Source organism: Ferrimonas balearica DSM 9799, assembly GCF_000148645.1.
Taxonomy (GTDB): Bacteria; Pseudomonadota; Gammaproteobacteria; order Enterobacterales; family Shewanellaceae; genus Ferrimonas; species Ferrimonas balearica.
In genome coordinates, this window is the sequence record NC_014541.1 from 677182 (window position 1) to 700691 (window position 23510).

The window sequence follows — 23510 nt, forward strand, 5'->3', positions numbered from 1 at the left end:
GGCCCCGCGTCCCGGCAAGGGTTATCCCGCAAGGTCAATCAATCCCTCGGCCGTGGCGATGGCGTCCATCGGCACATCCCAGGGCGCCACCGGCAGCTGATCCACCCGCTGACATTCGTGGGCCAGGCCAATCAGCTGTGGCCGCGCGCCCATATCCAAACAACCGAGGGTGCGGTCGTAGAAGCCGCCCCCCATCCCCATCCGGTTGCCCGCGTTATCAAACCCCACCAACGGCAGCAGGATCAGGTCCAGCTCCGCCATCGGCACCACCCGGGTTTTGTCCAGGTCCGGTTCCGGGATGCCGTAGCGATTGGTCCGCATTGGCTGGCCGGGCAGGTATTCCAGAAACAGCAGGTGCTGAGAGTGGAAGGGGTGCAGGACCGGCAGGGCCAGGCGTTTGCCGCGGGTGTGCAGCACCTCCGCCAGCAGGTGGGGATCCAGTTCACCGTCGTTGGCGATGTAGAGCGCCACGCTCTGCGCGTGTTGAACCAGGGTATGGTCGGGCAGGTGCCGGGCGAGGCCGATGGCCGCCTGTTTCTGTTGCTCGGGACTCAGGGCACGACGGGCTTGGCGCAGCTGATGACGGCAGGCCGCCCGCGAGAGGGTATCGACAGACATGGGAGACTCCACAGCAAAGCGTGGATTCAGGGTGCCGCGATTGACGGGCAATAACAAGTCAGGGGAAAAGGACGGGCCGAATGGCCGCAAAATCAGATGAGTGCTCCCCGGGAGTGCCGCTGCGGTGGGACGCCCGTGAACCGTAAGTTCAGGGCGGGTGAACCATTCACGCTTTCGGCTTCTCGGTCAAGCCGAGCCTGCACAGCCGCATGAAGCGGAACACCCTTTAGCAAAAAGCATCGGCCAGGGACATGTACCGCTGGCGAACACCTCAGGGAGCGGGTTCAGTGTAGGAAAAACGTGGGGCTTTTCCTAACCGTCGTGGTCAGTGTATGGCGTGGCTGAGTCGGCTTCAACCCCTTTCGGACGGTTTTGCAGGCGTTCGGACAAAGCCTGTTCAATGGCGTCCTGCAGCACTTGAATTCGGGTTTCCAGCTGGCGTTGTGAAACCGCCTGTTGCTGTTGGGCCAGCAGCAGCTCGTGGCTCAGGTTGAGGGCAGCCATGACCGCCAGTTGCTCCAGGTTGCCGGTGCCGGTGCGCTGACGCAGTTGATCCAGGCGCTGGCCCAACTGTTCTGCCACCATGCGAAGCTGATTTTCCTGGCCCGTCGGACAGGCCACGGAGAACGCCTTGCCCAGTAGATGGATTTCCAGTGTTTTATTACTCATTTACCCGCTCCGATGCGCCTTGGGTTGGCGACTATAATACAGGGCCGCCGCTGCCGCCAGCGGGGCCCGTCAACAGCGCTTTTTTGTTGGCCGAAAAGGGTGTTATTGGCCAGTGCGCTGCCGATGGTGCCGCCACTTTGGCCATGATAGCATGGGCCCACTTGTAACCGCGGATCTTCAACCATGAAATGCAACTCTCCCCTGCTGCTGAGCAAACTGCAAACTGCCCTCGATGACGCCAAAATCGCGGTCCTGCCCGCGGAGGTGCACGGGGTGCTGACCGGACTGGTTTGCGGCGGTGTTCCCATGGATGGCCAGAGCTGGCAAAAGCCGTTTCTGGAACTGGTGAACGACGGAGAGCCGGCCCCGGAGCCGGTGATGACCATCGTGAAAGAGCTGTACCTGGATGTCATCAATACCCTGGTTGACCCGTCCATGAGCTTCTCGCCGCTGCTGGCCGATGAGGACGACCCGCTGCAGGACCGCCTGGAAGCCTTTATCAACTGGGTGCAGAGCTTCCTGACCGGCCTGGCCATGATGCAGCCGGCACTGGATAAAGCCTCCGCTGACGTTAAAGAGCTGATTCAGGACCTGACCGATTTCACCCAGGTGGAACTGGAAGTGGAAGAGAACGAAGAGAATGAAGAGGGCTTCGCCGCTCTGGTGGAGCACGTTCGCATCGCCGCCTGGGAATGCCTGCGGGAGTTCCGTGGCCTGGACGATGATGAAGAAGCGGCGCCCAAGACGCTGCACTGAGCACCAACAATAAGAAAAGGATCCCCCAAGATGGAACGTATCGACTTTGCCGCCCACCGCCGGGCACTGATGGCCGAACTGCCCGAAGGCAGTGTGGTGGTGCTGTGCGCCGCCGAGGAAGCCACCCGCTCCAACGACACCGAATACCACTTCCGCCAGGACAGTGACTTCTTCTACCTGACCGGCTTCAACGAGCCGGATGCGGTGCTGGTGCTGCGTCCGGGCCAGAGCCCGGAGTCGGTGGTGTTTGTGCGTCCCAGCGACAAGCTGGCGGAGATCTGGCACGGCCGTCGCCTGGGGAAAGACAAAGCGGCCGACACCCTGGGGGTGGACGTGGCCTTCGAGGTGGGCGAGCTGGACAGTGAGTTGGCCGGTCTGGTCAGCGGCGCAGAGAACCTGGCCTACCTGCCGGGCCACAGCGCCCGTGGCGACAAGCTGGTGGGGGATCTGTTGGCGAAGCTGCGTGGCGGCTTCCGTCAGGGCCTGGTGGCCCCGGCGAAGATGCAGGACCTGCGCCCGCTGCTGCACGAGCTGCGCCTGTTCAAAACCGACGCCGAAGTGGCGCTGATGGCCGAAGCGGCCCGCATCAGTGCCCGTGCCCATGTGCGCGCCATGCAGGCGTGCCAGCCGGGTCTGTACGAATACCAGCTGGAGGCGGAGATCCGCCACGAATGCGCCATGGCTGGCGCCCGCGATATGGCGTACAACAGCATTGTGGGTGCCGGCGACAACGCCTGCATCCTGCACTACACCGAAAACAACGCCCCGCTGCACGACGGTGATCTGGTTCTGATCGACGCAGGCTGTGAGTTCCACGGCTACGCCGCCGACATCACCCGTACCTTCCCGGTGAACGGCAAGTTCAGCGAGGACCAGAAAGCGCTGTACCAGATCGTACTGGATGCCGAGAAAGCGGCCATCGAGATGCTGAAGCCGGGCGTGTCCATCAAAGACGCCAATGCCGAGGTGCTTAAGATCCTGGTCTCCGGCCTGGTGGAGCTGGGCATCCTGGAGGGTGAGGTGGAGGCCCTTATCGAGCAGGAAGCCTACAAGCCTTACTACATGCATGGCCTGGGTCACTGGCTGGGCATCGACGTGCACGATGTGGGCGACTACCGCACCCCGGACCGTGGCCGTCAGCTGGAGCCGGGCATGGTGATCACCGTGGAACCGGGCCTCTACATTGGCCCCGATGCCGACGTCGATCCGCGCTGGCGCGGCATTGGTGTGCGGGTTGAGGACGACATCCTGATCACCGAGGAGGGCCATCGCAACCTGACCGCTGATGTGCCCAAAGAGATTGCCGATATTGAGGCCCTGATGGCGGGATAACCCATGGCAACGCAGTGTGATATTGCCATTGTTGGCGGTGCCATGGCCGGGGCCACCCTGGCTCTGGCACTGGCCAATCAGCGCCGCCCCGATGGCGGCAGCTGGACCATTGCGCTGATTGAAGCGCATCCGGCGGCGGCGCCCAGCCACCCCGGTTACGACAGTCGTGCCATTGCTCTGGCGGAAGGCTCGGTACGCCGGCTGCAACGCCTTGGCCTGTGGCCGGCGCTGGCGCCTCACGCCCAGCCCATCAGCCAGATCCAGGTGTCTGACAGCGGCCACTTCGGTGGCCTCAGCATGAACGCTGACGAGTATCAGGTGGACGCTCTGGGGCAGGTGGTGGAACTGGAGCGGGTTGGCCCCGCGCTGTGGCAGGCTCTGGCCCGCCACGACAATGTGCAGCTGCTCTGCCCTGATGGTTTGGCAGAGCTTCAGCAGCACCAGGACCATGTCAGCCTGACCCTGAACTCCGGCACCACCATCAAGGCTCGCCTTGTCGTCGGTGCCGATGGCACCGGCTCTGTGGTGCGGCAGCAACTGGGCCTCGGGCTCACCCGTCAGCCCTATGGCCAGCATGCCCTGATCGCCAATATCAGCTGCGAACGCCACCCCGGCATCGCCTTTGAACGTTTTACCTCGGAAGGCCCACTGGCGCTGTTGCCGATGAATGAGCAGCGCTACTCGCTGGTGTGGGTGCAGCAACCGGAGCAGGCCGAGCGTCGACTGGCGCTGTCGGACGAGGCCTTTTTGCAGGCGCTGCAAAACGCCTTTGGTTACCGTCTCGGTCGCCTGACCAAAGTGGGCCAGCGGGCCCAATATCCGCTGGCGCTGTGCCGGGCCGAGCGCACCCACCACCATCGCTGTGTGCTGGTGGGCAACGCCGCGCAAACCGTCCATCCCATCGCTGGCCAGGGTTTTAACCTGGGATTGCGGGACGTGGAAGCGCTGGCAGACCGTCTGCAGCAGGCGCTGCAAAACGGCGCCGACCCGGGCGCATTCAGTCTGCTGGCTGACTACAGTGAGCAGCGCGCCGATGACCGCAATATGGTCACCAGCGGCACCGATGCCCTGGTCAAACTGTTTTCCAACCCGGTGCGCCCGCTGGCGCTCGGTCGCAACCTTGGCCTGTTTGCCATGGCCCTGTTTCCCGATTTCAAAGCCAGCCTGGCCAAACGGGCCATGGGCTGGCACGGGGGGCGTCCCCGATGAGTACTGAGATGATGATGTCACGCGTTCGTGGCCAGGAGTGGCCTGCATGTTGAAAACCGGTTCTGTGGATATCGCCGTCGTTGGTGGCGGCATGGTGGGGATGGCGACCGCCGTTGGTCTGGCCCGCTCTGGCTTTAAAGTGGCGGTGGTGGATCCGGTTCAGCCGCAAGCCCCCAGTGGTGAACCGGATCTGCGGGTCTCGGCCATCAACCGTGCCAGCGAGCGCTGGCTGCGTCAGCTGGGCGCCTGGGATCACCTGCCTGCGGAGCGACTGGGCCCTTACACCGCCATGGCGGTATGGGATAAAGACAGCATCGGTAAGATCGGCTTTGATGCCGCTGATCTCGATGAGCCCAACCTGGGCCACATCATTGAGAACCGCGCCATCGCCCACGCCCTCTGGCAGGCCGCCAAGCGCCACAATAACCTGACCATCCACCACACTAAGCCGAAAGCGGTGGCGTTGGGGGAGCGGGATGCCCTGCTGAATCTGGAAGACGACACCCTGCTCAGTGCCCGTTTGCTGGTGGCCGCCGATGGCGCCAACTCCTGGCTGCGTCAGCAGGCCCAGGTGCCGCTGACCTTCCGCGACTACGGTCATCATGCCCTGGTGGCCACCATCCGTTGCCAACGTCCCCATGATCAGGTGGCCCGACAGGTGTTCCTGCCGGAAGGCCCGCTGGCGCTGTTGCCGCTGGCCGACCCGCATCAGTGCTCCATCGTCTGGTCCTGTCCCCCGGCCCGGGCGGAGCAACTGGCCGCTGTGGACGCCAGGGCGTTTGGCCAGCAACTGACCGCGGCCACCGAGGCGCGCCTGGGTACGCTCACCCTTGAGTCTGAGCGCGCCACTTTCCCGCTGACCATGCGCTATGCCCGGGACTTTGTTCGTCCGCGCCTGGCTCTGGTTGGCGATGCGGCCCATACCATCCATCCGCTGGCAGGGCAGGGTGTGAACCTGGGTCTTGGCGACAGCCAGGCACTGGTGAACCTGCTGGCCCAGGCCGGCGAGCGTGACCCCGGCGAGTTGCGCCTGCTCAACCGCTACGGCCGCGCCCGTAAGGCCGCGGCTCAGGAGATGCTGGCCGCGATGGACGGATTCCGCTGGTTGTTTGATGGCAGCAACCCCGTGAAGAAAGGGGTGAGGGACCTGGGCCTGAATCTGGTCGATCATGCTATGCCGCTGAAGAAACGGCTGCTAAGTCACGCCCTGGGGCTGGGTTCCCAGAGCCTTGTGTCCTGGAACCGCTAACGAGCGGATGAATTGTATACAAAGCGAGTGTGATCGGTATAATGCGCCGAAAAAGAACAATGTGATCCAGCGCTCAGGGTGAGAGCCCGGTGTGAAGGTCGCCGCTGTAGCCTTTCCAAGGAACCGATATGGCAAGCAAGACTGTACTCTACGATAAGCATCTGGAATCCGGCGCCAAAATGGTGGATTTCCACGGTTGGGACATGCCGTTGCACTATGGTTCACAGGTGGAAGAACACCACCACGTGCGCCAGGACGCCGGCATGTTCGACGTTTCCCACATGACCGTGGTTGACGTGGAAGGCGACGACGCGCGTGCCTTTTTGCGTAAGCTGCTGGCCAATGACGTGGCCAAGCTGACCGTACCGGGTAAAGCCCTGTATGGCGGCATGCTCAACGAGCAGGGCGGCGTGATCGACGATCTCATCACCTACTACCTCTCTGACACCCAGTACCGACTGGTGGTGAACTCCGCCACCCGGGTCAAAGATCTGGAGTGGATCGGCCGTCAGGCTCAGCCCTTTGCGGTCACCATCACCGAGCGCCCTGAGCTGGCGATGATCGCGGTACAGGGCCCCAATGCCAAAGCCAAGGCCGCCACCGTATTCAACGCCGAGCAAAATGCCGCCGTTGAGGGCATGAAGCCCTTCTTTGGCGTACAAAGCGGTGATCTGTTTATCGCCACCACCGGGTATACCGGTGAAGCGGGCTACGAGATTGTGGTGCCGCAGAACCAGGCCGCAGACCTCTGGCAGGCGTTGCTGGACGCGGGCGTTAAGCCGGCAGGCCTGGGCGCTCGTGATACCCTGCGTCTGGAAGCGGGCATGAACCTTTACGGCCAGGATATGGACGAACAGGTGAATCCGCTGGCCGCCAATATGGGCTGGACCATCGCCTGGGAACCGGCAGACCGTGACTTTATCGGTCGTGAAGCGTTGCTGGCCGCCAAGGCGGCGGGCACCGACAAGCTGGTGGGCCTGGTGATGACCGAAAAGGGCGTATTGCGTGCCGGTCTCAACGTGTTTTTCACTGACGCCGATGGCGTCGAACACCAGGGGGTGATCACCTCCGGGACTTTCTCTCCCACCCTGGGGCACGCCATTGCCATGGCGCGCGTACCCAAGGGCATTGGCGAACAGGCCGAAGTGGAGATGCGGAAGAAGCGCGTGGCGGTGCAGGTAGTCAAACCCTGCTTCGTCCGCAATGGCCAGAAAGCCTTTTGATCTTGCTGATAGGGAAGCGACAACATGAGCAACATTCCGTCTGAACTGAAGTTCACCAACTCCCACGAGTGGGTTCGCGCCGAAGGCGACGGGACTTACACCATCGGGATCTCTGAGCACGCCCAAGAGCTGCTGGGTGACATGGTATTCGTTGAGCTGCCGGATGTGGGCGATGAAGTGAACGCTGGTGAGGATTGCGCCGTGGCCGAATCGGTCAAAGCCGCCTCCGACGTTTACAGCCCGCTGACCGGTGAAGTAGTGGCCGTGAACGAGGAGCTGGAAGACAGCCCCGAGCAGGTCAACAGCGACCCGTACGGTGACGGTTGGCTGTTCCGCGTTAAGGCCAGCGATGAGTCTGAATTGGCTCAGCTGCTGGACGCGGAAGGCTACCAGGCCGTCATCGACGAAGAATAATAAGAAAAACAACAACGAAGCCCCAAATGGGGCTTCGTTTGTTTGGCATTCTGTACCCTAAGGAAGTCGTCAAGCATGAACGAGAAGTTGACCCTGGCGCAGTTGGATACTCATGATGAGTTCCTGCGCCGCCATATCGGCCCCGATGCCGCCGAACAGAAGGCGATGCTAAGCGCCATTGGCGCCGATTGCCTGGAAGATCTGACCGCCCAGATCGTGCCCGAAGGCATTCGCCTGAATCGCGACCTGGCCGTGGGCCTGCCCACCTCCGAAGTGGACGCCCTGGCGCGCCTCAAGGCGATGGCCAGCAAGAATGACGTTCGCAAGAGCTACATCGGCATGGGCTACTACGGCACGCTGGTACCCCACGTGATTCAGCGCAATGTGCTGGAAAATCCGGGTTGGTATACCGCCTACACCCCTTACCAGCCGGAGATTGCCCAGGGCCGCCTCGAAGCGATCCTGAACTTCCAGCAACTGACCATGGACCTGACCGGTCTGGACCTGGCGTCCGCCTCGCTGCTGGACGAAGCCACTGCGGCTGCGGAAGCGATGGCCCTGGCCAAGCGCACCTCCAAGAACAAGAAGTCCGATACCTTCTTCGTTGCTGACGACGTTTACCCCCATACCCTCGACGTGGTGAAAACCCGCGCCGAGATGCTGGGCCTCGACGTGGTCGTGGGCCCGGCCAAAACTGCCGCGGACCATGACGTATTCGGCGCCCTGCTGCAGTACCCCAACCAGTTTGGTGAGGTGGAAGATTACCGCAAGCTGGCCGATGCCCTGCACGCCAACAAGGCGCTGGTGTGTGTGGCTTCTGACCTGCTGGCCCTGATTAAGCTGGTGGCTCCGGCCGAGTGGGGCGCGGACGTGGTATTCGGTTCCGCCCAGCGCTTTGGTGTGCCGATGGGCTACGGCGGCCCGCACGCCGCGTTTTTTGCCACCCGTGACGCGCACAAGCGCTCCATGCCTGGCCGCATCATCGGGGTGTCCAAGGACACCCGTGGCAAGCCGGCGCTGCGTATGGCGATGCAGACCCGCGAACAGCATATCCGTCGTGAGAAAGCCAACTCCAACATCTGTACCGCTCAGGTGCTGCTGGCCAACATGGCTTCCTTCTACGCCGTTTACCACGGCCCGGAAGGGCTGAAGAAGATTGCCGAGCGCACCCACCGCCTGACCTCCATCCTGGCCGCCGGCCTGATGCAGCGCGGCGTCAAGGTGGTGAACAGCAGCTGGTTCGACACCCTGACCGTTAACGTGGATGACCGTGACGCGGTTTTGGCCCGTGCCGATGCGGCCAAGCTGAACCTGCGCATTGATCTGGCGGACTCTCTGGGCATCAGCCTGGATGAAACCACCACCGCCGCCGATGTGGCGCTGCTGTGGGACGTCCTGCTGGGTGACGGCCATGAGCTGACCGTCGATGCCGTGGATGGCATGGTCGACAGCGTGCTGGATGAGCGCCTGGTGCGCCAGGACGCGATCCTGACTCATCCGGTGTTCAACGCTTACCACAGCGAAACCGAGATGCTGCGCTACATCCGTCGCCTGGAAGGTAAGGATCTGGCCCTCAACCACTCCATGATCTCGCTGGGCTCCTGCACCATGAAGCTCAACGCGACCGCCGAGATGATGCCGGTCAGCTGGCCGGAGTTCGCTAACCTGCACCCCTTCTGTCCGCAGGAGCAGGCTCAGGGTTACCGCGAGCTGGTGGACAGCCTGAGTGCTTACCTGCTCGACATCACCGGCTACGATGCCATGTCGATGCAGCCCAACTCCGGCGCTCAGGGCGAGTACGCGGGCCTGGTGGCGATCAAGAAGTACCAGGAGTCGATTGGCCAGGGCCATCGCGACGTCTGTCTGATCCCCTCATCTGCCCACGGCACCAACCCGGCTTCTGCGATGCTGACCAGCCTGAAAGTGGTGGTGGTGGCCAGTGCCAAAGACGGCACCGTGGACATGGACGATCTCAAGGCCAAGGCAGAGGAGTACTCTGATCGTCTGTCCTGCATCATGATCACCTACCCCTCCACCCACGGGGTGTATGAGGAAAAGATCCGTGAGATCTGTGAGCTGATCCACCAGCACGGTGGTCAGGTCTACATGGACGGCGCCAATATGAATGCTCAGGTGGGCGTGACCACCCCGGGCATGATCGGTTCCGACGTGTCTCACCTTAACCTGCACAAAACCTTCGCCATCCCGCATGGTGGCGGTGGCCCGGGCATGGGCCCCATCGGCGTAAAAGCGCATCTGGCGCCCTTTATCGCCGGCCACAGTGTGGTCAAGATTGGCGGTGAAGCCCAGAGCAACGGTGCGGTATCCGCGGCCCAGTACGGCAGCGCCTCCATTCTGCCCATCAGCTGGATGTACACCGTGATGCTGGGCAGCCGGGGTCTGAAAGAGTCCACTCAGGTAGCGATGCTCAGTGGTAACTACCTGGCCGCTGAGCTGGGCAAGCACTACCCAATCCTCTACACCGGCCGAAACGATCGCGTGGCGCATGAATGCATCATCGATCTGCGTCCGTTGAAAGAGGAGACCGGTGTCACCGAGATGGACGTGGCCAAGCGCCTGATGGATTACGGTTTCCACGCCCCGACCATGAGCTTCCCGGTGGCAGGCACGCTGATGGTGGAACCCACCGAGTCGGAGTCCAAGGTGGAGCTGGACCGCTTTATCCACGCCATGGTGAGCATCCGCGAAGAGATCGCCAAAGTGGGCCGCGGTGAATGGCCGGCGGACAACAACCCGCTGCGTAACGCCCCGCACACTCTGGACGACATCATGGACCCGGCCTTCGACGCGCGCCCCTACAGCCGCGAAGAGGCGGTGTTCCCGGTGGAAGAGATCCGCGCCAACAAGTTCTGGCCTACCGTTAACCGCATCGATGATGTGTTTGGTGACCGCAACCTGTTCTGCGCCTGCGTACCGATGGACGCTTACCAAGACTGAGCGCCAGCGTACTGAACAAAAAGCCCCGGCCAATGGCCGGGGCTTTTTATTGTCCCCCCTAAACCACCGCCGATGGCGGTGGTGAATGGAACTTCGGGGCTATGGCCGCAGAGTGCCGGTGCTAGCGAGTTTGGTTCGTGCGCCATAGGCGCACGCTACGGCCGAATCCGTACTCAAAACCGAAGAAGCGGCATAGTCCGTAGCGTGCGGCTGCGCCGCACGGAAGCCAAGGGGGTTCGGGTCATCAATCCGGTGAATCGCAGGGGGAATCTTCCAGGGGGCGAATCAAAGCCACCTGCGATGCAGGTGGTCTTTTACTGGAGCCGCTGATTACGCGTCGGGCTGGAGACGTTCAAAGTCCAGATGCCACTGGCGCAGGCTGGCGTCGAGCAGGGGGCTGGGTCGCTCGGACCAACGCACCAGCAGGGCAGAGCCACGCTCCATCAGATCATAGCCACGGCTGCAGTAGCGGACATCGTCGCCGTGTTCCGCTTCGCCGGGCAGACGCTCCTCGAGCCACTGAACCCGTGTTGCCATCAGCTGCACCCGCTGGCGACGGGCACGGGCCAGGCGGGTGGCCCGCAACCAGGCGCTCAGCGCCCGGAGAGGGTAGGTCACGCGAAGGCGTGGCGTCACGGCGGTTAACACGGTATGGCTCCAGTAAGCGGGATTTATCAGCCGGCCATGCTAGGGCTGAACTGTGACGGAAATATGTCATTTGCTCCGCCTTGGTGCGTCTGAGGCGGTTTAGTGACCGATTCGTGGACAAAATCACACAAACTGGTCATTAACCACTCCGGCACCGCGCCCTCCTCTTTACGGCCAATCACATAGTAATTGGGCGGCGGGCAGCGATCATGGAGCAGGTTGAACTCCGGCTCCGACATCTCCCGCATGGTGACACCGGGGAAGTGTTGCAGATATTCCGCAGCGGTAGTGGCACCGATAAAGGTGATCGCATCGCTGTCCATCAGGTAGTCACTGACTTCGGACAACACACCGGCCTTTCCTGCCAGTTTGAGTTGGCGGCCCTGATCGAGGGCATACAGTTCCAACGGGTCGATGCGGTCGTTAAAGGCCGGGCACTCGGTGACCAGGAAGGGATAGTTGATGATCGCGTCGAGCATGTTGTTGGGGGGACGTTGCCAGATGGGGTGATCATCCCGGGCAACGATATAGAGTCGCTCGCCGGTGGCGATAAAGCGCGAATCGAGGCGCTCCTTTTCACTGGCTTTAAAGCTCAGCATCAGATCAGCCCGGCCCTGAAGCAGGTCTTCCGGTCCGGTGGCGGAGAGCGGTCGAACGCTGAGCGACAGCTCCTGACGCTCCTCGGCAGCCCGCTTCTTCAGCACCGTACCAAGGCGGCAGGAGAGCGTGGGCGGCGCGTAGATGATGTAGTGACGCTGCGGTGCGGTGCCGGCCTCACCGGTGTTCTCATTGATCTGGCCCAGAAGGCACAGGATCTGCTGGAAGTAGGGGTAAAGCTTGTCGGCAGTGGGGGTGGGCTCAAAGCCATACTGCCGGCGGATAAACAGGGGGTCACCCAGGGCATGGCGCAGGGCACTGAGGCACCGGCTGATTTTTGAGGGGGCGACATTCAATGCATTGGCGACCGAGAGTGAGTTTAGAGATTCATACACCATTACGAATACGCGAATGGTGAATAAGTTGATATCCCGCATCTTATCCATTTTATGCCCCCAATTAATTAACAATGTAATTATGTCGAAAATTAAAATATCGGATAACTATTGCTGTAAATGTGTTCTAGAACAAAAGTTCACAGATTCTTGTGTCAGGATATTCGATTCGTGAGTCGATAGCGTTAAGTGAGTGCGTGGGAGTAAAAACTTTCGACCCGTTGGCTAGGTTAATATGATGTTGTGTCAAATGTTGTTACATTTTGACCAGAATTCCTGTTTGTAAAATTGCACTTTTATGCTTGCCGATTTGTAAATTGGAATATGAACTTTGGCGATAGTGTAATTGGAATGGCATTCTTGTTTTTAAAATCAGAATTCGCAGTGATATTTCATTGGTGATCAAGATCAATTTTATCCAAGTGAGCTCACTTTAATAATGACCTCGGGGATTGGGAATACTCCCAAAGAGGGTCCCCTAATTTGCAGGAGGTTACTATGAGCTTCGGTACTTTCTTATCAGTTGTTGTTCCTTACCTGTTCCTGTTCTTCGTTCTGTTTATCGGTGTGCCTTACCTGATCTCCGCTCTGGTGGTGGGCGGGTATGAGTACTTCAAGAAAGAAGAGACTGCGGACGAAGCCCAACAGGCTCAACAGAAAGCCCTGGGCCACTAAGCCCTGTTGAAGGCGCCGCTTGTCGGCGCCTTTTGATTGGATTGAGGACATGATGAGCAGAACCTTGATTTTTGGCTTGTTGGCGGTGGTGGGCCTGTCTGGCCCGGCCTTCGCCTCGGACGACGCGTGCATGCGTTGCCACAAGCGCAATGGGACCATGGAAGGGCTTCATGGTCAGATCGGCAGTGATGGATTGAGCTGCGTCCGTTGCCACGGTGAACAGGATGGTCACCCACGCAATAAAGAGGCACTGGTGTATTTTGGCGAGGAGACCAAAACCCCAGTGGCCGAGCAAAACGCCAGCTGTGTGCGTTGCCACAGCGCCACCAAACTCCGCGATGCAGACTGGACCCACGACGTCCACCAGGCCAAGTTGGCCTGTGCAGCCTGCCACCAGTTGCATCCGGCGACCGACCCCATGCAGGGCTTGTCTGAGCGCGCCCGCACTCAGACCTGCGTGGAATGCCACAGCAATATGAACCCGGTGGAGGTGGAGTGATGACGATCTCCAGACGACGTTTTCTGACCGCCAGTGCCCTGACCATTCCGGTGGTCACACTCACCGGATGTGGTGCCAATGCCAACCCCAACCAACGCAACCTGGCGATGGTGTTTGACCAGACTCGCTGCATCGGCTGTGAGGCCTGTGAGCAAGCCTGTCGTGACGCCAACCAGGTGCCTGAAGGGGTGACGCGCCTTCAGATCCAGCGTACCGGCCCGTTCGGTGAGGGCGCTGACACCAACTACCGCTTTGACCGCAAAAGCTGCGTGCACTGTGAAACCGCCGCTTGCATTGCGGTGTGCCCCACCGGCGCCTGCTTCCGCGACGAGAACGGCGTGGTGGACGTTGACCCATACAAGTGCGTCGGATGTCAGTACTGCATTGCAGCCTGCCCCTATCGCGTGCGTTACGTCGACCCGGTCACCAAGGCGGTGGATAAGTGCGACTTCTGCCGCAAGAGCCGGCTGGCCGAAGGCCGTCTGCCCGCCTGTGTGGAAGCCTGCCCGACCAAGGCGCTGACCTTTGGCGACCTGAACGACCCGAGCAGCGAGATTGTGCAGGTGCTGCGCAGCAAGCAGACCTATCGCGACAAAGTGGACCTGGGCACCCGGCCCAAGCTCTACAAAGTGCCTCACGGTAAAGGGGAGGTGATCTGATGAACCCGTCCATTAATGCGGTGCTCAACTTTGACACCATGGTGTGGCCCTGGCCCATCGCCATCTACCTGTTCCTGGCCGGGGTTTCCGCCGGTTCGGTGATGGTGGCGGTGGCGGTCAAGCGTTACCGCGAGTTCCACGGTCAGGCGGTGGCCGACAGCGGCATCGTCAAGGCGATGGCCCTGATCGCGCCGATCTCGGTCATCCTGGGCCTCGGCATCCTGATTGTCGACCTGACCAAGCCGCTGGAGTTCTGGAAGATGATGATCTTCTGGAACCCCACCTCAGTGATGTTCTGGGGGGTGATGGTGCTGTCGGTCTACATCGTGGTGCTGTTCCTCTATATGGCCGCGCTGTTCCATCAGCCGCTGATGGTGTTCGGTCGTCGCTTCCCGGTGGTGGGTAAGCTGTTGAACCTGATTAAGGGGTTCGAGGGCGGTATGCAGTGGGTGTTGGTCCTGCTGGCGGTCGCGCTGGGTGCCTATACCGGCTTCCTGCTGTCGGCCCTGAAGGGCTTCCCGCTGCTGAACAACCCGGTGTTGCCGGTGCTGTTCCTGGTGTCGGGGATCTCCTCCGGTGCGGCAGCCACCATCCTGTTCAGTTTGCTGTGCTTCAAGGAATCGGCGCACAGCCAGGACATCCACTTCGTTCACACCATCGAGAAACCGGTGCTGATGACCGAGATCTTCCTGCTGATCACCTTCTTCCTGGGCCTGGTGTTTGCTGGCGGTGCCAGTGCAGAGGCCGCCCGGGTGGCGTTGATGGGCGAGTTCTGGTCCACCGTATTCTGGGTGCTGGTGGTGTTCTGCGGCATGGTATTGCCCTGGATTCTGCAATGGACTCTGCCCAAGACTCTGACCGGTCGCTCCGGCTTCGTTGCCGCGCTGTGCCTGCTCAGTTTGACCGGAGTGTTCGCCCTGCGTCACTTCATTCTGTATGCCGGTCAGATGACCGTAGCCTGATCCTGCCGTTAAGGAGCTAACGTGAAAAAACTCATCGCTTTACTCGCTTTCTGCCTGCCCATGAGCCTGTTGGCTGCGCCCATTGCAGACACCCACACTGAGATGGCGGGTTGTGAAAGTTGCCACGAGGGCGGCACGCCCTCCTCGGATCTGGCCCACGAGAATCAGACCTGCATCGACTGTCACGGTGACCTCAATGCCCTGGGTGGCGTCCACGCTGACCACGCCGGCATGATGGAGTGCACGGATTGTCACATTACCCACGAGGAACACGACGCTAACAGCGGTTGTGAGAGCTGCCACTGAGCCCAGTTTAAGGAAGCTCATCGCAGGGACGCGCCTCAATCCGGTGCTTCGGTGCTGGAGCGTAAAAGCCACACTTCGGTGTGGCTTTTTTTATGTGAACTCAGAAATAAAAAACGATGAATTAGGCAAATGACATTTTAAAGTCACTGTCAGGTGGAATATAATTACCGCGGTAATTATTCGGATATTGTGTGAGTCGGGAATGGATATCCCGAGCTGATCAAAAATATGCTAATAAAGCGTTTCGAGTGCGCTTCGATACAATAAACAAAACATTAACAGAATTGCACTCCGTGAAAAGCTTAATTTCCGATACCGGAAAAGTATTCGACTCCTGTTAGAATAATATTCTGGTCAATTTGTCCTGCTCCCATTTTTAGAGTCATCCATCCGCTTTGGTTTTGCATTATGTTTCGAATGCCAGTTATTTACTGGTCTTTTCTGCTGCCCTTATTTTTATCTTGGGTTTGGTGAACTGACTCACCTCACTAATACGACCAAGCCGATAAGGTCTTGAACAGGTGCAGACGCACCGGGAAGAAAAATAATGGGAGTGATGATGAAACAATTCAGGAAGCCTCACCTGGCGTTGCTGGTGGCTGCTGCGATGGCCGTTGCTGGCTGTGCGGATGACGGAAAAGACGGTGCACCGGGCGAGCCGGGCGAACCGGGACCGCCGGGTCCGGGCACGCCGCCACCCACCGTTGATGTCACCGAGACCACCCATGTCAAAGTACTGAACTTTGCCGTGGAAGAGGGCCAGGTGGTGTACGAGATTGAAGTGACCGATCAGGAAGGCACTCTGGTTGAGGGGCTGGAGGCCGCAGAAGGCAAGTTCGCCGCCTGGACTGAGCGCGGTTACGTGCTGAGCCGCAGTGGCGAAGGCACCCTGGGTGGCTACGGTTCCATGAGCACCGAAGGCGCCACCCTGGAGATGGGTGAACCGGGTCAGTACACCTTTACCCTGCCGATGGAAAACGTCACCGCCGGCCAGGAAGGGATGCTGTGGTTGCGTGTAGGGGACCGTGAAGGGCCCATCATGCGCTCCATGCCCTTGGTCGTGGATAAGCCGGAAGGCACCTACAGCACCAGCGACGCAACCTGTAACGCCTGTCACGTGGACTACGCGGCCGGCTCTCGTCGTCACGCCAGCTACACGGCAATGGACATTGAGGGTGAAGGCGATCTGGTGGGCGGATGTCTGGTCTGTCACAACTCGGTTTCCCGTGCGGATGAGAATGGCGGCTACGCCACCAACACCCTCTCCAAGATTGCCCACGTCAATCACCCGGAAAAAGGGTTTGAGCGTGACTTTACCGTGTTGAACTGCACCACTTGTCACGAAACCACGCCGCTGAACACCAGCATTGCCGGTCCCGGCTGTGTGGATTGTCATAACCCGGGTGCGCCGGTAGGACCAATGAGCCCGAACACCGACCCGAGCTTCGACATTCGCGCCATCCATGCCCAGAAAGTGGCGTTGCCGGAGATTGAACAGATCCGCGAAAGCCACTACACCACCACCTCTGCCCCGTACTGGGATGCGGACGTGACCTGGGACAGCGGTACCGGTGCGGTCTGTACCGACCTGAAACTGTTCAAAGTGGAAGGGGAAACCGAAACTCAGCTCAATATCGGTGATATGTACGCGGCCGGTGAGCTGACCTACGCCGGTGCCTACATCCACGGCTACGATGGCCAGGGCATCACCGGACGCGCCATTGCCCGCGGCAGTGACCAGTACGTTGCCCGCGCTGACGGTACCCGCTCCATCTGCTTCCCGCAGTTGCTGGCGGTAGAAGGCAGCGATGGCACTGACTTCACCGCAGGCAACTTTATGGCCAGCACCCGAGTGACCGTCCCGCAAACCGGTTGGGTTAACGACGATGGCAAAGATGGCGTCTCCTTTACCACCTACTCCGTCGTGGTCTCTACCGACTACTTTGATGTGGATCCGGCCGTGACCGCGCCGACCTTTACCGAAGTCAGCGACTTTGATCGTCGCCAGGTGGTTGCGGCTGACAGCTGTGTGACCTGTCACAACAGTGAGACCAACTACCACAAGAACGGCAGCTATCAGAACGGCGGCTGGGACTGCGTGGCGTGTCACAACAATGGTCAGAACCGTAACTCCGGCGGTTCCGCCCCGGGCTTCGGTCCGATGGTGCACTCCATGCACTGGGGTGTGGGCAGCGGCATCGGTACCGATGACGCCAACTCCGCCACCAAGCTGAACGCGGAAAACTGTGTGGCCTGCCACGCCGACGGGATCGACCTGTACGCCATTCCGAACCAGTATCAGCTGGCCCGGGCTTACCATGAGGGCACCCGCGGCATGATGGCCAGCCCGGTCACTGCCAACTGCTTCGCCTGTCACGACAGCGAATCCGCCCTGAACCACATGGTACAGAACGGCGGTGAGATCGATGCGGTGGCAGACCCGCTCTGGTACACCACCAAATCGGCAGAGTCCTGCGCCACCTGCCACGCTGAAGGCAAGACCTTTGGCATTGAGAAATACCACGTGTTTGAGCGGTAACTCACCGCCAAACCAGGGAGAGCCCTCTCCCTGCCCTGCAAATGATAAGGCCCCCGATTGGGGGCCTTTTTTGTGGCCGTTAGAGCAGCACTCCGGCACCGGGTTGTGCAAAGCGGAATTGGCTTTTTTGTGATTGGAAACCCGATCTATCCGGATCCGGCAACATTGCGGGCAACCTCTTCATTTGCCGTGTTAAACCGGGCTTACTGTGAGGGCGTCCAGCGGTTAACGGAGGTGGTCATGAGCTTAGGCAGCGCATTAGTGGTGGGGTTGTCCTACCTGTTTCTCTATACCGTGATCTTTCTGGCGGTACCCTTTGTCATCTTTGGCTTGGTCTGGGGCATGATCGAGTGGTATCAGGGCCGCTCGGCACCAGCGTCTGTACCGGCGTCAGTGCCGGCGGATCACAAGCATTGACCCGCGTCGCTCGCACTTGGGGATTGGCCGCCGTCTGGGCGGCCTTTTTTATTTGCGCCGCGACCGGGGCTGGCGTACCCTGCGGCCAACTGCCGGAACCTCCGGCGCTAATTTGAGGAAGGCTTCATGTCCATTATCGCCGTACCTGAGCAGGCCAAACCGGCCATCAAATCTCACCACAAAGCCCGTCACCTGAAGAAGTTCGCTTTGGGCCCGTTCGCGGAGACCTGTGTCGAGTTTCGTTTTGCCCAGGACATCGAGCAGTTTGATGCACTGGACGACGCCCTGACTGCGCTGCAGTTTGAGCAGGGCTGGGACCTGTTTATTGCCTACTTCAACAACCAGTTCCACGTTGCCGTGACCTACTACACCGAGCAGAGCAGCGTTGACGCTGTGGTGGAAGCCGTTTCTGCGGTTCTGGCTCAGATCTTCGGCCAGGCGCCGGAACTGACCATTCTGGCCGGCGACGCCAACTACGGTGACTGGGAAGGCAGCTACCACCAGGAGTAATGCCCGCCCCGCACAAGAAGCCCGCCATCGGCGGGCTTTTTTGTGGTTCATCGCATATTTCCGTGGAAACCTTGGCTCCGGGCCCGATGCTACCTATCGAGCCATTGCCGGGATGCCCCGGCGGGCACCAGAAGGGCGTTGCCCGGCTGCGCGCCCCGCTCTTGACACCCCTGCCTCCGGCGCGGCGAAAGCCCCCTCGCTCCCACTCCTTCCCGTTCAGCACTGGCCAGACTCGCTTTATGAAAAGGCCTTTCCATGTCCTTTTCAAAAGTCCGGCTTCGCCCTCCATGGCTCCGCGTTCACGCCTTTCGGCGTTCACCCCTGCTCGGCTGGCACTCGGGCCTTCCCTGGCCCTCGGCTTCACTCCCAGTCGCTCCCGCTCGGCGCCGCGAGTCGGCCTTTGGTGGACGGCTGCGCCGTGATAGCTGGGTGCTCACTCTTATTCGGAAACAGCATCAGTCCCTCAAGGCGAGCAGAGGCCATGAAAAGGTATTTTGTTGGAGAAGTCGCTTCTGTCTTCTTTCCCCGCTAATCCGCGAAGAACTTTTTTGTGCCTAGCGTAAAGGGGTTATCGAAGTTTTGATTTAGAACAACATTTACAATCGCAAAAAGCGAACGTCGCGACCTTGGTAACTTGTTAGATTCGATTACGGATGCCGCCTATTATCGTTTCCAGAGATTGAGAGGAGGCCCCCCATGTGGCACGGCCTGTATGACTGGATGGCGTCCCTGGTGGCGGCCCCGAGCGAGGATACCGATTATGAACCAACGACTGACTAGCCAAAATGGCGCACCCATTGCCGACGATCAAAACAGCCTGACCGCAGGCGCCCGTGGTGGCGTCATGCTGCAGGACTGGCAGCTGATTGAGAAGCTGGCTCACTTTAACCGCGAGCGCATCCCTGAGCGTGTGGTGCACGCCAAGGGCTCTGGCGCGTACGGCACCTTCACCCTGACCCGGGACCTGTCCGAATTCACCCTGGCGGATCACTTCCGCGGTGTCGGCAAGCAGACCGAAGTGTTCCTGCGCTTCTCCACCGTCGGCGGCGAGTCCGGTTCCGCGGACGCTGAGCGTGACCCCCGTGGTTTTGCGGTGCGCTTCTATACCGCCAATGGTAACCACGACGTGGTGGGCAACAACACGCCGGTGTTCTTCCTGCGTGATGGCATCAAGTTCCCCGACTTTATCCACACCCAGAAGCGCAACCCCAAAACCAACATGAAAGACCCCGAAGCGATGTGGGACTTCTGGTCACTGAACCCGGAGGCGTTGCACCAGGTCACCATCCTGATGTCTGACCGGGGCATTCCGGCCAGCTACCGCCATATGAACGGCTATGGCAGCCACACCTTCTCGTTCTGGAATGAGCAGGGTGAGCGGTTCTGGGTCAAGTTCCACTTTAAGACTCAGCAGGGCATCAAAAACCTCTCCAACCAGCAGGCGGACAAGCTGAAGGGGATCGACCCGGACCACGCCCAGCGTGATCTTTACGGTGCCATTGAGGATGGCGAGTTCCCGAAATGGTCGGTGAATGTCCAGATCATGCCGGAGGCGGATGCCGAGAAATACCACCTCAACCCGTTTGACCTGACCAAGGTGTGGCCGCACAAGGACTACCCGCTGCAGGAGATCGGTGTGCTGGAGCTGAACCGCAATCCGGAGAACTACTTCAACGAGGTGGAGCAGGCGGCGCTGGCCCCGTCCAACCTGGTACCGGGCATCGGCGCGTCACCGGACAAGATGCTGCAGGCCCGACTGTTTGCCTACGCCGACGCTCAGCGTTACCGGATTGGTGCCAACTACAACCAGCTGCCGGTGAACTGCCCGCACGCCAGCCAAGCCAACCACTACCAGCGTGGCGGTGCGATGGCAGGAACCGGATGCCCGTTCCACGGCCGCAGCCCGGACAGCGCCGGCAGCGTGAACTACGGCCCCAACAGCCAGAATGGCCCGGCTCAGCAGGCCCAGTACGCCGAGCCGCCGATGGACATCGCCGGTGCCATGGCCCGCTATGACAAGACCGTCGAGGACGACTACCAGCAGGCGGGGGATCTGTTCCGGCTGATGAACGCCGAGCAGCAGCAAGCGCTGTTCGACACCATCGCCGCCACCCTGGAGCAGGCCAGTGAAGCGGTACAGGCCCGGATGCTGAGCCACTTTGAGCAGGCGGACCCGGCCTACGCCGAAGGCATCCGTGCGGCCATCGCCGCCGCATAAGCGCCAGAGCCGACACGCCGGCATAAAAAAGCCCGCCAGTATTGGCGGGCTTTTTCGGTTTGGTGCACCGGGGCTTATCAGGCGTCGTCGGTGCCCTGCAGGCGCGGGGACAGACCGTAGTGGTGAACGTCGCACTGCGGGAAGGGGATGGTGATGTTGTTGTGGTCGAACGCCACTTTCACCTTCTCCATCAGGTCAAAATAGACCGGCCAGTAGTCCTCGGACTTCACCCAGGGACGGGCCAGCAGGTTGATGGAGCTGTCGGCGTGGGCGCCCACGTAGATCTCTGCGCCCGGCTCTTTCAGTACGCGCGGATCTTCCGCCATCAACTTGGCCAGTACCTCTTTGGCGATGGCGATGTCATCGTCGTAGCTGATGCCGAAGGTCAGGTCGACGCGGCGGGTCGGCTCGCTGAACAGGTTCTTGATGCAGCCGTTGGACAGCAGGGCGTTGGGGATAACGACCTTCTGGTTGTCCATGGTCAGCAGGATGGTGTTGAAGATCTGGATCTCGTGCACCCGACCCAAGAAGCCCTGGGCTTCAATCACATCGCCAAACTTGAACGGTTTGAACAGCAGGATCAGCACGCCACCAGCGAAGTTGGCCAGACTGCCCTGCAGGGCCAAACCGATAGCCAGACCGGCGGCACCCAGCATCGCGACCAGGGAGGCGGTTTCCACCCCAATCATGGAGGCGAAGATCACCAGCAGGATAAACTTCAGGCCGACATTGATGATGCTCAGCAGGAAGCGCTGCAGGGTGATGTCCACCTTGGCGCGATCCATCGATTTGTCGACCACTTTCACCAGACCGCGGATAAACCACAGGCCACCCAGCAGGACCAGAATGGCCAGCAGCAGTTTGGGGCCGTAGGCCAGGGCCAGGTCGATGCCCTTATCGGTCAGGGTACTGACCAGCTTCAAGCTCTCTTGAACGTTCTGTTCCATCTCTTCCATGGAAGCATCCTCACAAAGCACATAACCGGAAGTGGGTTCAGTTCAGTCTGGTAAGGGACTGAAAGGGCGGCAAGTTTATCTTCACAAACCGGACGGAACTGTGATCAGGATAGCGTCTGTGAGGCGGAAACCGGGGGCAGGGCACCCCCGTTAACTCAGGGGATGGCCAGGGAGGGGTGGGCGGACAGTTGGTCTTCCATGGTGTGGTAGTCGAGGTAGTCGATCTGCTGCTCGACACGACGGTTCTCCATGTCCAGCTTGAGGGTGGTCACCCCGGGCAGACTGAAGGTTACGGACTCACCGGGGTAGCCGAACAGGTCGCCCCGGGCCTTATAGTAGTAGTTCCCAATCATCACCACCCGCGACCCCTTGTAGAACAGGTGGTCGGCGTTGAAGTAGTACTCCTGGGTGTAGGTGTGGACCCGGCGCAGGAAGGCCAGGATGTCGCGGCTGCCGGTCAGGCTTTTGCCCGCCATCTGATCAGTCAGCACGGTTTCCCGGTCATAGAACTGGGCCAGCTTGCTGTAGTTGCGGTTGGTCAGGGCCGCCATGTACTCCTCTGCCAGTTGAATGGCGGCGGGCTTCTGGGGGCCGGGGTCCACCTCTTCGGCGGCCTGGCTCAACAAAGGCAGGAAAAGCATCATCAGCAACAGTGCACGCACGGGTCCGGTTCCTCCTGTCAGGGTGACTTGGGATTATCGAGGGCAAAGGCGGGCAGTGACAAGCCCAGAAAGATCCCGGCCAGGCGTAACGCCAGAGTGCCCAGCATCGCCAGTGACGCCGCCAGCTCGGTGCCCATGCCCAGATGCAGGGTCAGGGTATAGAGAATGCCACCGACAATGCAGGCGGTGGCGTAGATCTCGGTGCGCAGCACCAGCGGGACTTCGCGGCACAGCACATCGCGGATCACCCCACCGACCACACCGGTCATGGTGCCCATCATCACGGCAATCATCGGCTCGGCGCCGGACATCAGGGCTTTCTGTGCCCCGATCACGGTAAATACCGCCAGACCCAGGGCATCCGCCACCTGAAACCAGCGACCGCTCAAGCGGCGCGGGCACCGCACCAGCGCCATCACCAGTGCAGCGGTCAGCATCACCAGCCAGATGTAGTTGGTGTCGGTGATCCAGAACACCGGCGTGGTGCCCAGAATGGTGTCACGTACCGTGCCACCGCCAACGGCGGTGACCAGCGCCAGCACCAGCACGCCGAAGGGGTCCATGCGTAACCGTCCCGCGGCCAGTGCGCCGGAGATGGCGAACACCGCGGTGCCAAAGAGATCCATGGCATAGATGAAGTCATTCATCGTTTGAGACTGTCCAGAAAAATGTCGATGGCCTTCTGGGAGATGCGGATCTCCACCACTGACAGCATCAGTGAGTAGATCAACAGCGCCAGGCTGGCGCCAAAACTCCAGAAAGCGAGTCCATGTTTATCAAGATATATCAGCAGCATGCTTAATACACACAGGGTGAAGCTCAGTACCCCCGCTTCCTGCATCCAGCGGATCAGGCGGATGCGTTGACGCAGGTTGGCGATCTGGGCGTCGGCAACGCCACAGGCGCCCGCCTGGTTGCCGAGTGAGCGGATCAGCGCCGCCAACGACAGAAAGCGGTTGGTGTAGGCCAGCAGCAGCAGTGAGATGGCCGAGAACAACAGGGCCGGAGTGGTCAGACTTAATTGCATGGTCGGGTTCGA

Annotated in this window: 24 protein-coding genes and 1 other RNA gene; 16 read left to right on the plus strand and 9 right to left on the minus strand. The window is 60.4% G+C overall.

What is annotated here, in order from left to right; genetic code table 11:
* Window positions 1-21: 21 nt before the first annotated feature.
* The 3 genes from FBAL_RS03245 to FBAL_RS03250 form a co-directional block, all read right to left on the minus strand.
* Window positions 22-618 (minus strand): 5-formyltetrahydrofolate cyclo-ligase, encoded by a 597-nt coding sequence (locus FBAL_RS03245; RefSeq protein ID WP_013344143.1) that lies wholly within the window; start codon window positions 616-618, stop codon window positions 22-24.
* A 100-nt stretch (window positions 619-718) separates the two neighbouring features.
* A non-coding RNA gene (gene ssrS / locus FBAL_RS19845) (6S RNA) lies at window positions 719-899 on the minus strand.
* A gap of 31 nt (window positions 900-930) precedes the next feature.
* A complete protein-coding gene (locus FBAL_RS03250; RefSeq protein WP_013344144.1) occupies window positions 931-1287 on the minus strand; it encodes a cell division protein ZapA in 357 nt (118 codons plus the stop codon).
* Window positions 1288-1470: 183 nt separating this feature from the next.
* Here FBAL_RS03250 and FBAL_RS03255 point away from each other — a divergent pair, with 183 nt between their 5' ends.
* The 7 genes from FBAL_RS03255 to gcvP all read left to right on the plus strand — a co-directional run bounded on the left by FBAL_RS03255 (window position 1471) and on the right by gcvP (window position 10428).
* Window positions 1471-2043 carry a UPF0149 family protein gene (locus tag FBAL_RS03255; RefSeq protein WP_013344145.1) on the plus strand — a complete coding sequence of 191 codons (573 nt, stop codon included), beginning with the start codon at window positions 1471-1473 and terminating at the stop codon, window positions 2041-2043.
* Between the two features lie 30 nt (window positions 2044-2073).
* On the plus strand, window positions 2074-3375 hold the full coding sequence (gene pepP, locus FBAL_RS03260) for a Xaa-Pro aminopeptidase (protein WP_013344146.1): 1302 nt from the start codon (window positions 2074-2076) through the stop codon (window positions 3373-3375).
* 3 nt (window positions 3376-3378) lie between these two features.
* Entirely contained in the window at window positions 3379-4584 is a 1206-nt protein-coding gene (gene ubiH, locus FBAL_RS03265; protein WP_013344147.1) for a 2-octaprenyl-6-methoxyphenyl hydroxylase, read from the plus strand.
* Window positions 4585-4630: 46 nt separating this feature from the next.
* Window positions 4631-5833, plus strand: coding sequence for an FAD-dependent 2-octaprenylphenol hydroxylase (locus FBAL_RS03270; RefSeq protein ID WP_013344148.1), 1203 nt, complete (start codon window positions 4631-4633; stop codon window positions 5831-5833).
* Between the two features lie 128 nt (window positions 5834-5961).
* Window positions 5962-7056 carry a glycine cleavage system aminomethyltransferase GcvT gene (gcvT, locus tag FBAL_RS03275; protein WP_013344149.1) on the plus strand — a complete coding sequence of 365 codons (1095 nt, stop codon included), beginning with the start codon at window positions 5962-5964 and terminating at the stop codon, window positions 7054-7056.
* Window positions 7057-7080: 24 nt separating this feature from the next.
* On the plus strand, window positions 7081-7470 hold the full coding sequence (gcvH, locus tag FBAL_RS03280) for a glycine cleavage system protein GcvH (protein WP_013344150.1): 390 nt from the start codon (window positions 7081-7083) through the stop codon (window positions 7468-7470).
* A 75-nt stretch (window positions 7471-7545) separates the two neighbouring features.
* The gene (gene gcvP / locus FBAL_RS03285; RefSeq protein WP_013344151.1) at window positions 7546-10428 is read left to right on the plus strand and encodes an aminomethyl-transferring glycine dehydrogenase; all 2883 of its coding nucleotides are present in this window, start codon (window positions 7546-7548) and stop codon (window positions 10426-10428) included.
* Between the two features lie 330 nt (window positions 10429-10758).
* Here gcvP and FBAL_RS03290 read toward each other — a convergent pair whose 3' ends face one another.
* Window positions 10759-11076 (minus strand): hypothetical protein, encoded by a 318-nt coding sequence (locus tag FBAL_RS03290; RefSeq protein WP_013344152.1) that lies wholly within the window; start codon window positions 11074-11076, stop codon window positions 10759-10761.
* Between the two features lie 26 nt (window positions 11077-11102).
* Window positions 11103-12110 (minus strand): LysR family transcriptional regulator, encoded by a 1008-nt coding sequence (locus FBAL_RS03295; RefSeq protein ID WP_013344153.1) that lies wholly within the window; start codon window positions 12108-12110, stop codon window positions 11103-11105.
* 456 nt (window positions 12111-12566) lie between these two features.
* Between FBAL_RS03295 and FBAL_RS20390 the strand changes: the two genes are divergently transcribed.
* From FBAL_RS20390 to FBAL_RS03330, 9 genes are all read left to right on the plus strand, one after another.
* Window positions 12567-12743, plus strand: coding sequence for a hypothetical protein (locus tag FBAL_RS20390; protein ID WP_013344154.1), 177 nt, complete (start codon window positions 12567-12569; stop codon window positions 12741-12743).
* Window positions 12744-12792: 49 nt separating this feature from the next.
* On the plus strand, window positions 12793-13242 hold the full coding sequence (locus FBAL_RS03300) for a cytochrome c3 family protein (protein ID WP_041251161.1): 450 nt from the start codon (window positions 12793-12795) through the stop codon (window positions 13240-13242).
* Window positions 13242-13901: a 4Fe-4S dicluster domain-containing protein gene (locus tag FBAL_RS03305; protein WP_013344156.1), complete on the plus strand. Its 660-nt coding sequence runs from the start codon at window positions 13242-13244 to the stop codon at window positions 13899-13901. Before FBAL_RS03300 ends, FBAL_RS03305 begins: the two co-directional genes overlap by 1 nt.
* Window positions 13901-14863, plus strand: coding sequence for a cytochrome c nitrite reductase subunit NrfD (gene nrfD / locus FBAL_RS03310; protein ID WP_013344157.1), 963 nt, complete (start codon window positions 13901-13903; stop codon window positions 14861-14863). Before FBAL_RS03305 ends, nrfD begins: the two co-directional genes overlap by 1 nt.
* 21 nt (window positions 14864-14884) lie before the next feature.
* Window positions 14885-15169, plus strand: coding sequence for a cytochrome c3 family protein (locus FBAL_RS03315; RefSeq protein WP_013344158.1), 285 nt, complete (start codon window positions 14885-14887; stop codon window positions 15167-15169).
* A 559-nt stretch (window positions 15170-15728) separates the two neighbouring features.
* The gene (locus FBAL_RS03320) at window positions 15729-17708 is read left to right on the plus strand and encodes a multiheme c-type cytochrome (RefSeq protein WP_013344159.1); all 1980 of its coding nucleotides are present in this window, start codon (window positions 15729-15731) and stop codon (window positions 17706-17708) included.
* Between the two features lie 240 nt (window positions 17709-17948).
* A complete protein-coding gene (locus FBAL_RS20395) occupies window positions 17949-18125 on the plus strand; it encodes a hypothetical protein (protein ID WP_013344160.1) in 177 nt (58 codons plus the stop codon).
* Window positions 18126-18251: 126 nt separating this feature from the next.
* On the plus strand, window positions 18252-18635 hold the full coding sequence (locus tag FBAL_RS03325) for a hypothetical protein (RefSeq protein WP_013344161.1): 384 nt from the start codon (window positions 18252-18254) through the stop codon (window positions 18633-18635).
* A gap of 757 nt (window positions 18636-19392) precedes the next feature.
* On the plus strand, window positions 19393-20853 hold the full coding sequence (locus FBAL_RS03330; protein ID WP_041251481.1) for a catalase: 1461 nt from the start codon (window positions 19393-19395) through the stop codon (window positions 20851-20853).
* A gap of 77 nt (window positions 20854-20930) precedes the next feature.
* Here the strand turns inward: FBAL_RS03330 and FBAL_RS03335 are convergent, their stop codons facing one another.
* The 4 genes from FBAL_RS03335 to FBAL_RS03350 form a co-directional block, all read right to left on the minus strand.
* The gene (locus tag FBAL_RS03335; protein ID WP_013344163.1) at window positions 20931-21809 is read right to left on the minus strand and encodes a mechanosensitive ion channel family protein; all 879 of its coding nucleotides are present in this window, start codon (window positions 21807-21809) and stop codon (window positions 20931-20933) included.
* 155 nt (window positions 21810-21964) lie between these two features.
* Window positions 21965-22471, minus strand: a complete 507-nt coding sequence (locus FBAL_RS03340; protein WP_013344164.1) for a nuclear transport factor 2 family protein — start codon at window positions 22469-22471, stop codon at window positions 21965-21967.
* Between the two features lie 17 nt (window positions 22472-22488).
* Complete coding sequence (locus FBAL_RS03345; protein ID WP_013344165.1) at window positions 22489-23118, minus strand: trimeric intracellular cation channel family protein; 630 nt, start codon at window positions 23116-23118, stop codon at window positions 22489-22491.
* Window positions 23115-23498 (minus strand): DUF2721 domain-containing protein, encoded by a 384-nt coding sequence (locus FBAL_RS03350; RefSeq protein WP_013344166.1) that lies wholly within the window; start codon window positions 23496-23498, stop codon window positions 23115-23117. The genes FBAL_RS03345 and FBAL_RS03350 overlap by 4 nt, the downstream gene beginning before the upstream one ends.
* Window positions 23499-23510: the final 12 nt, after the last annotated feature.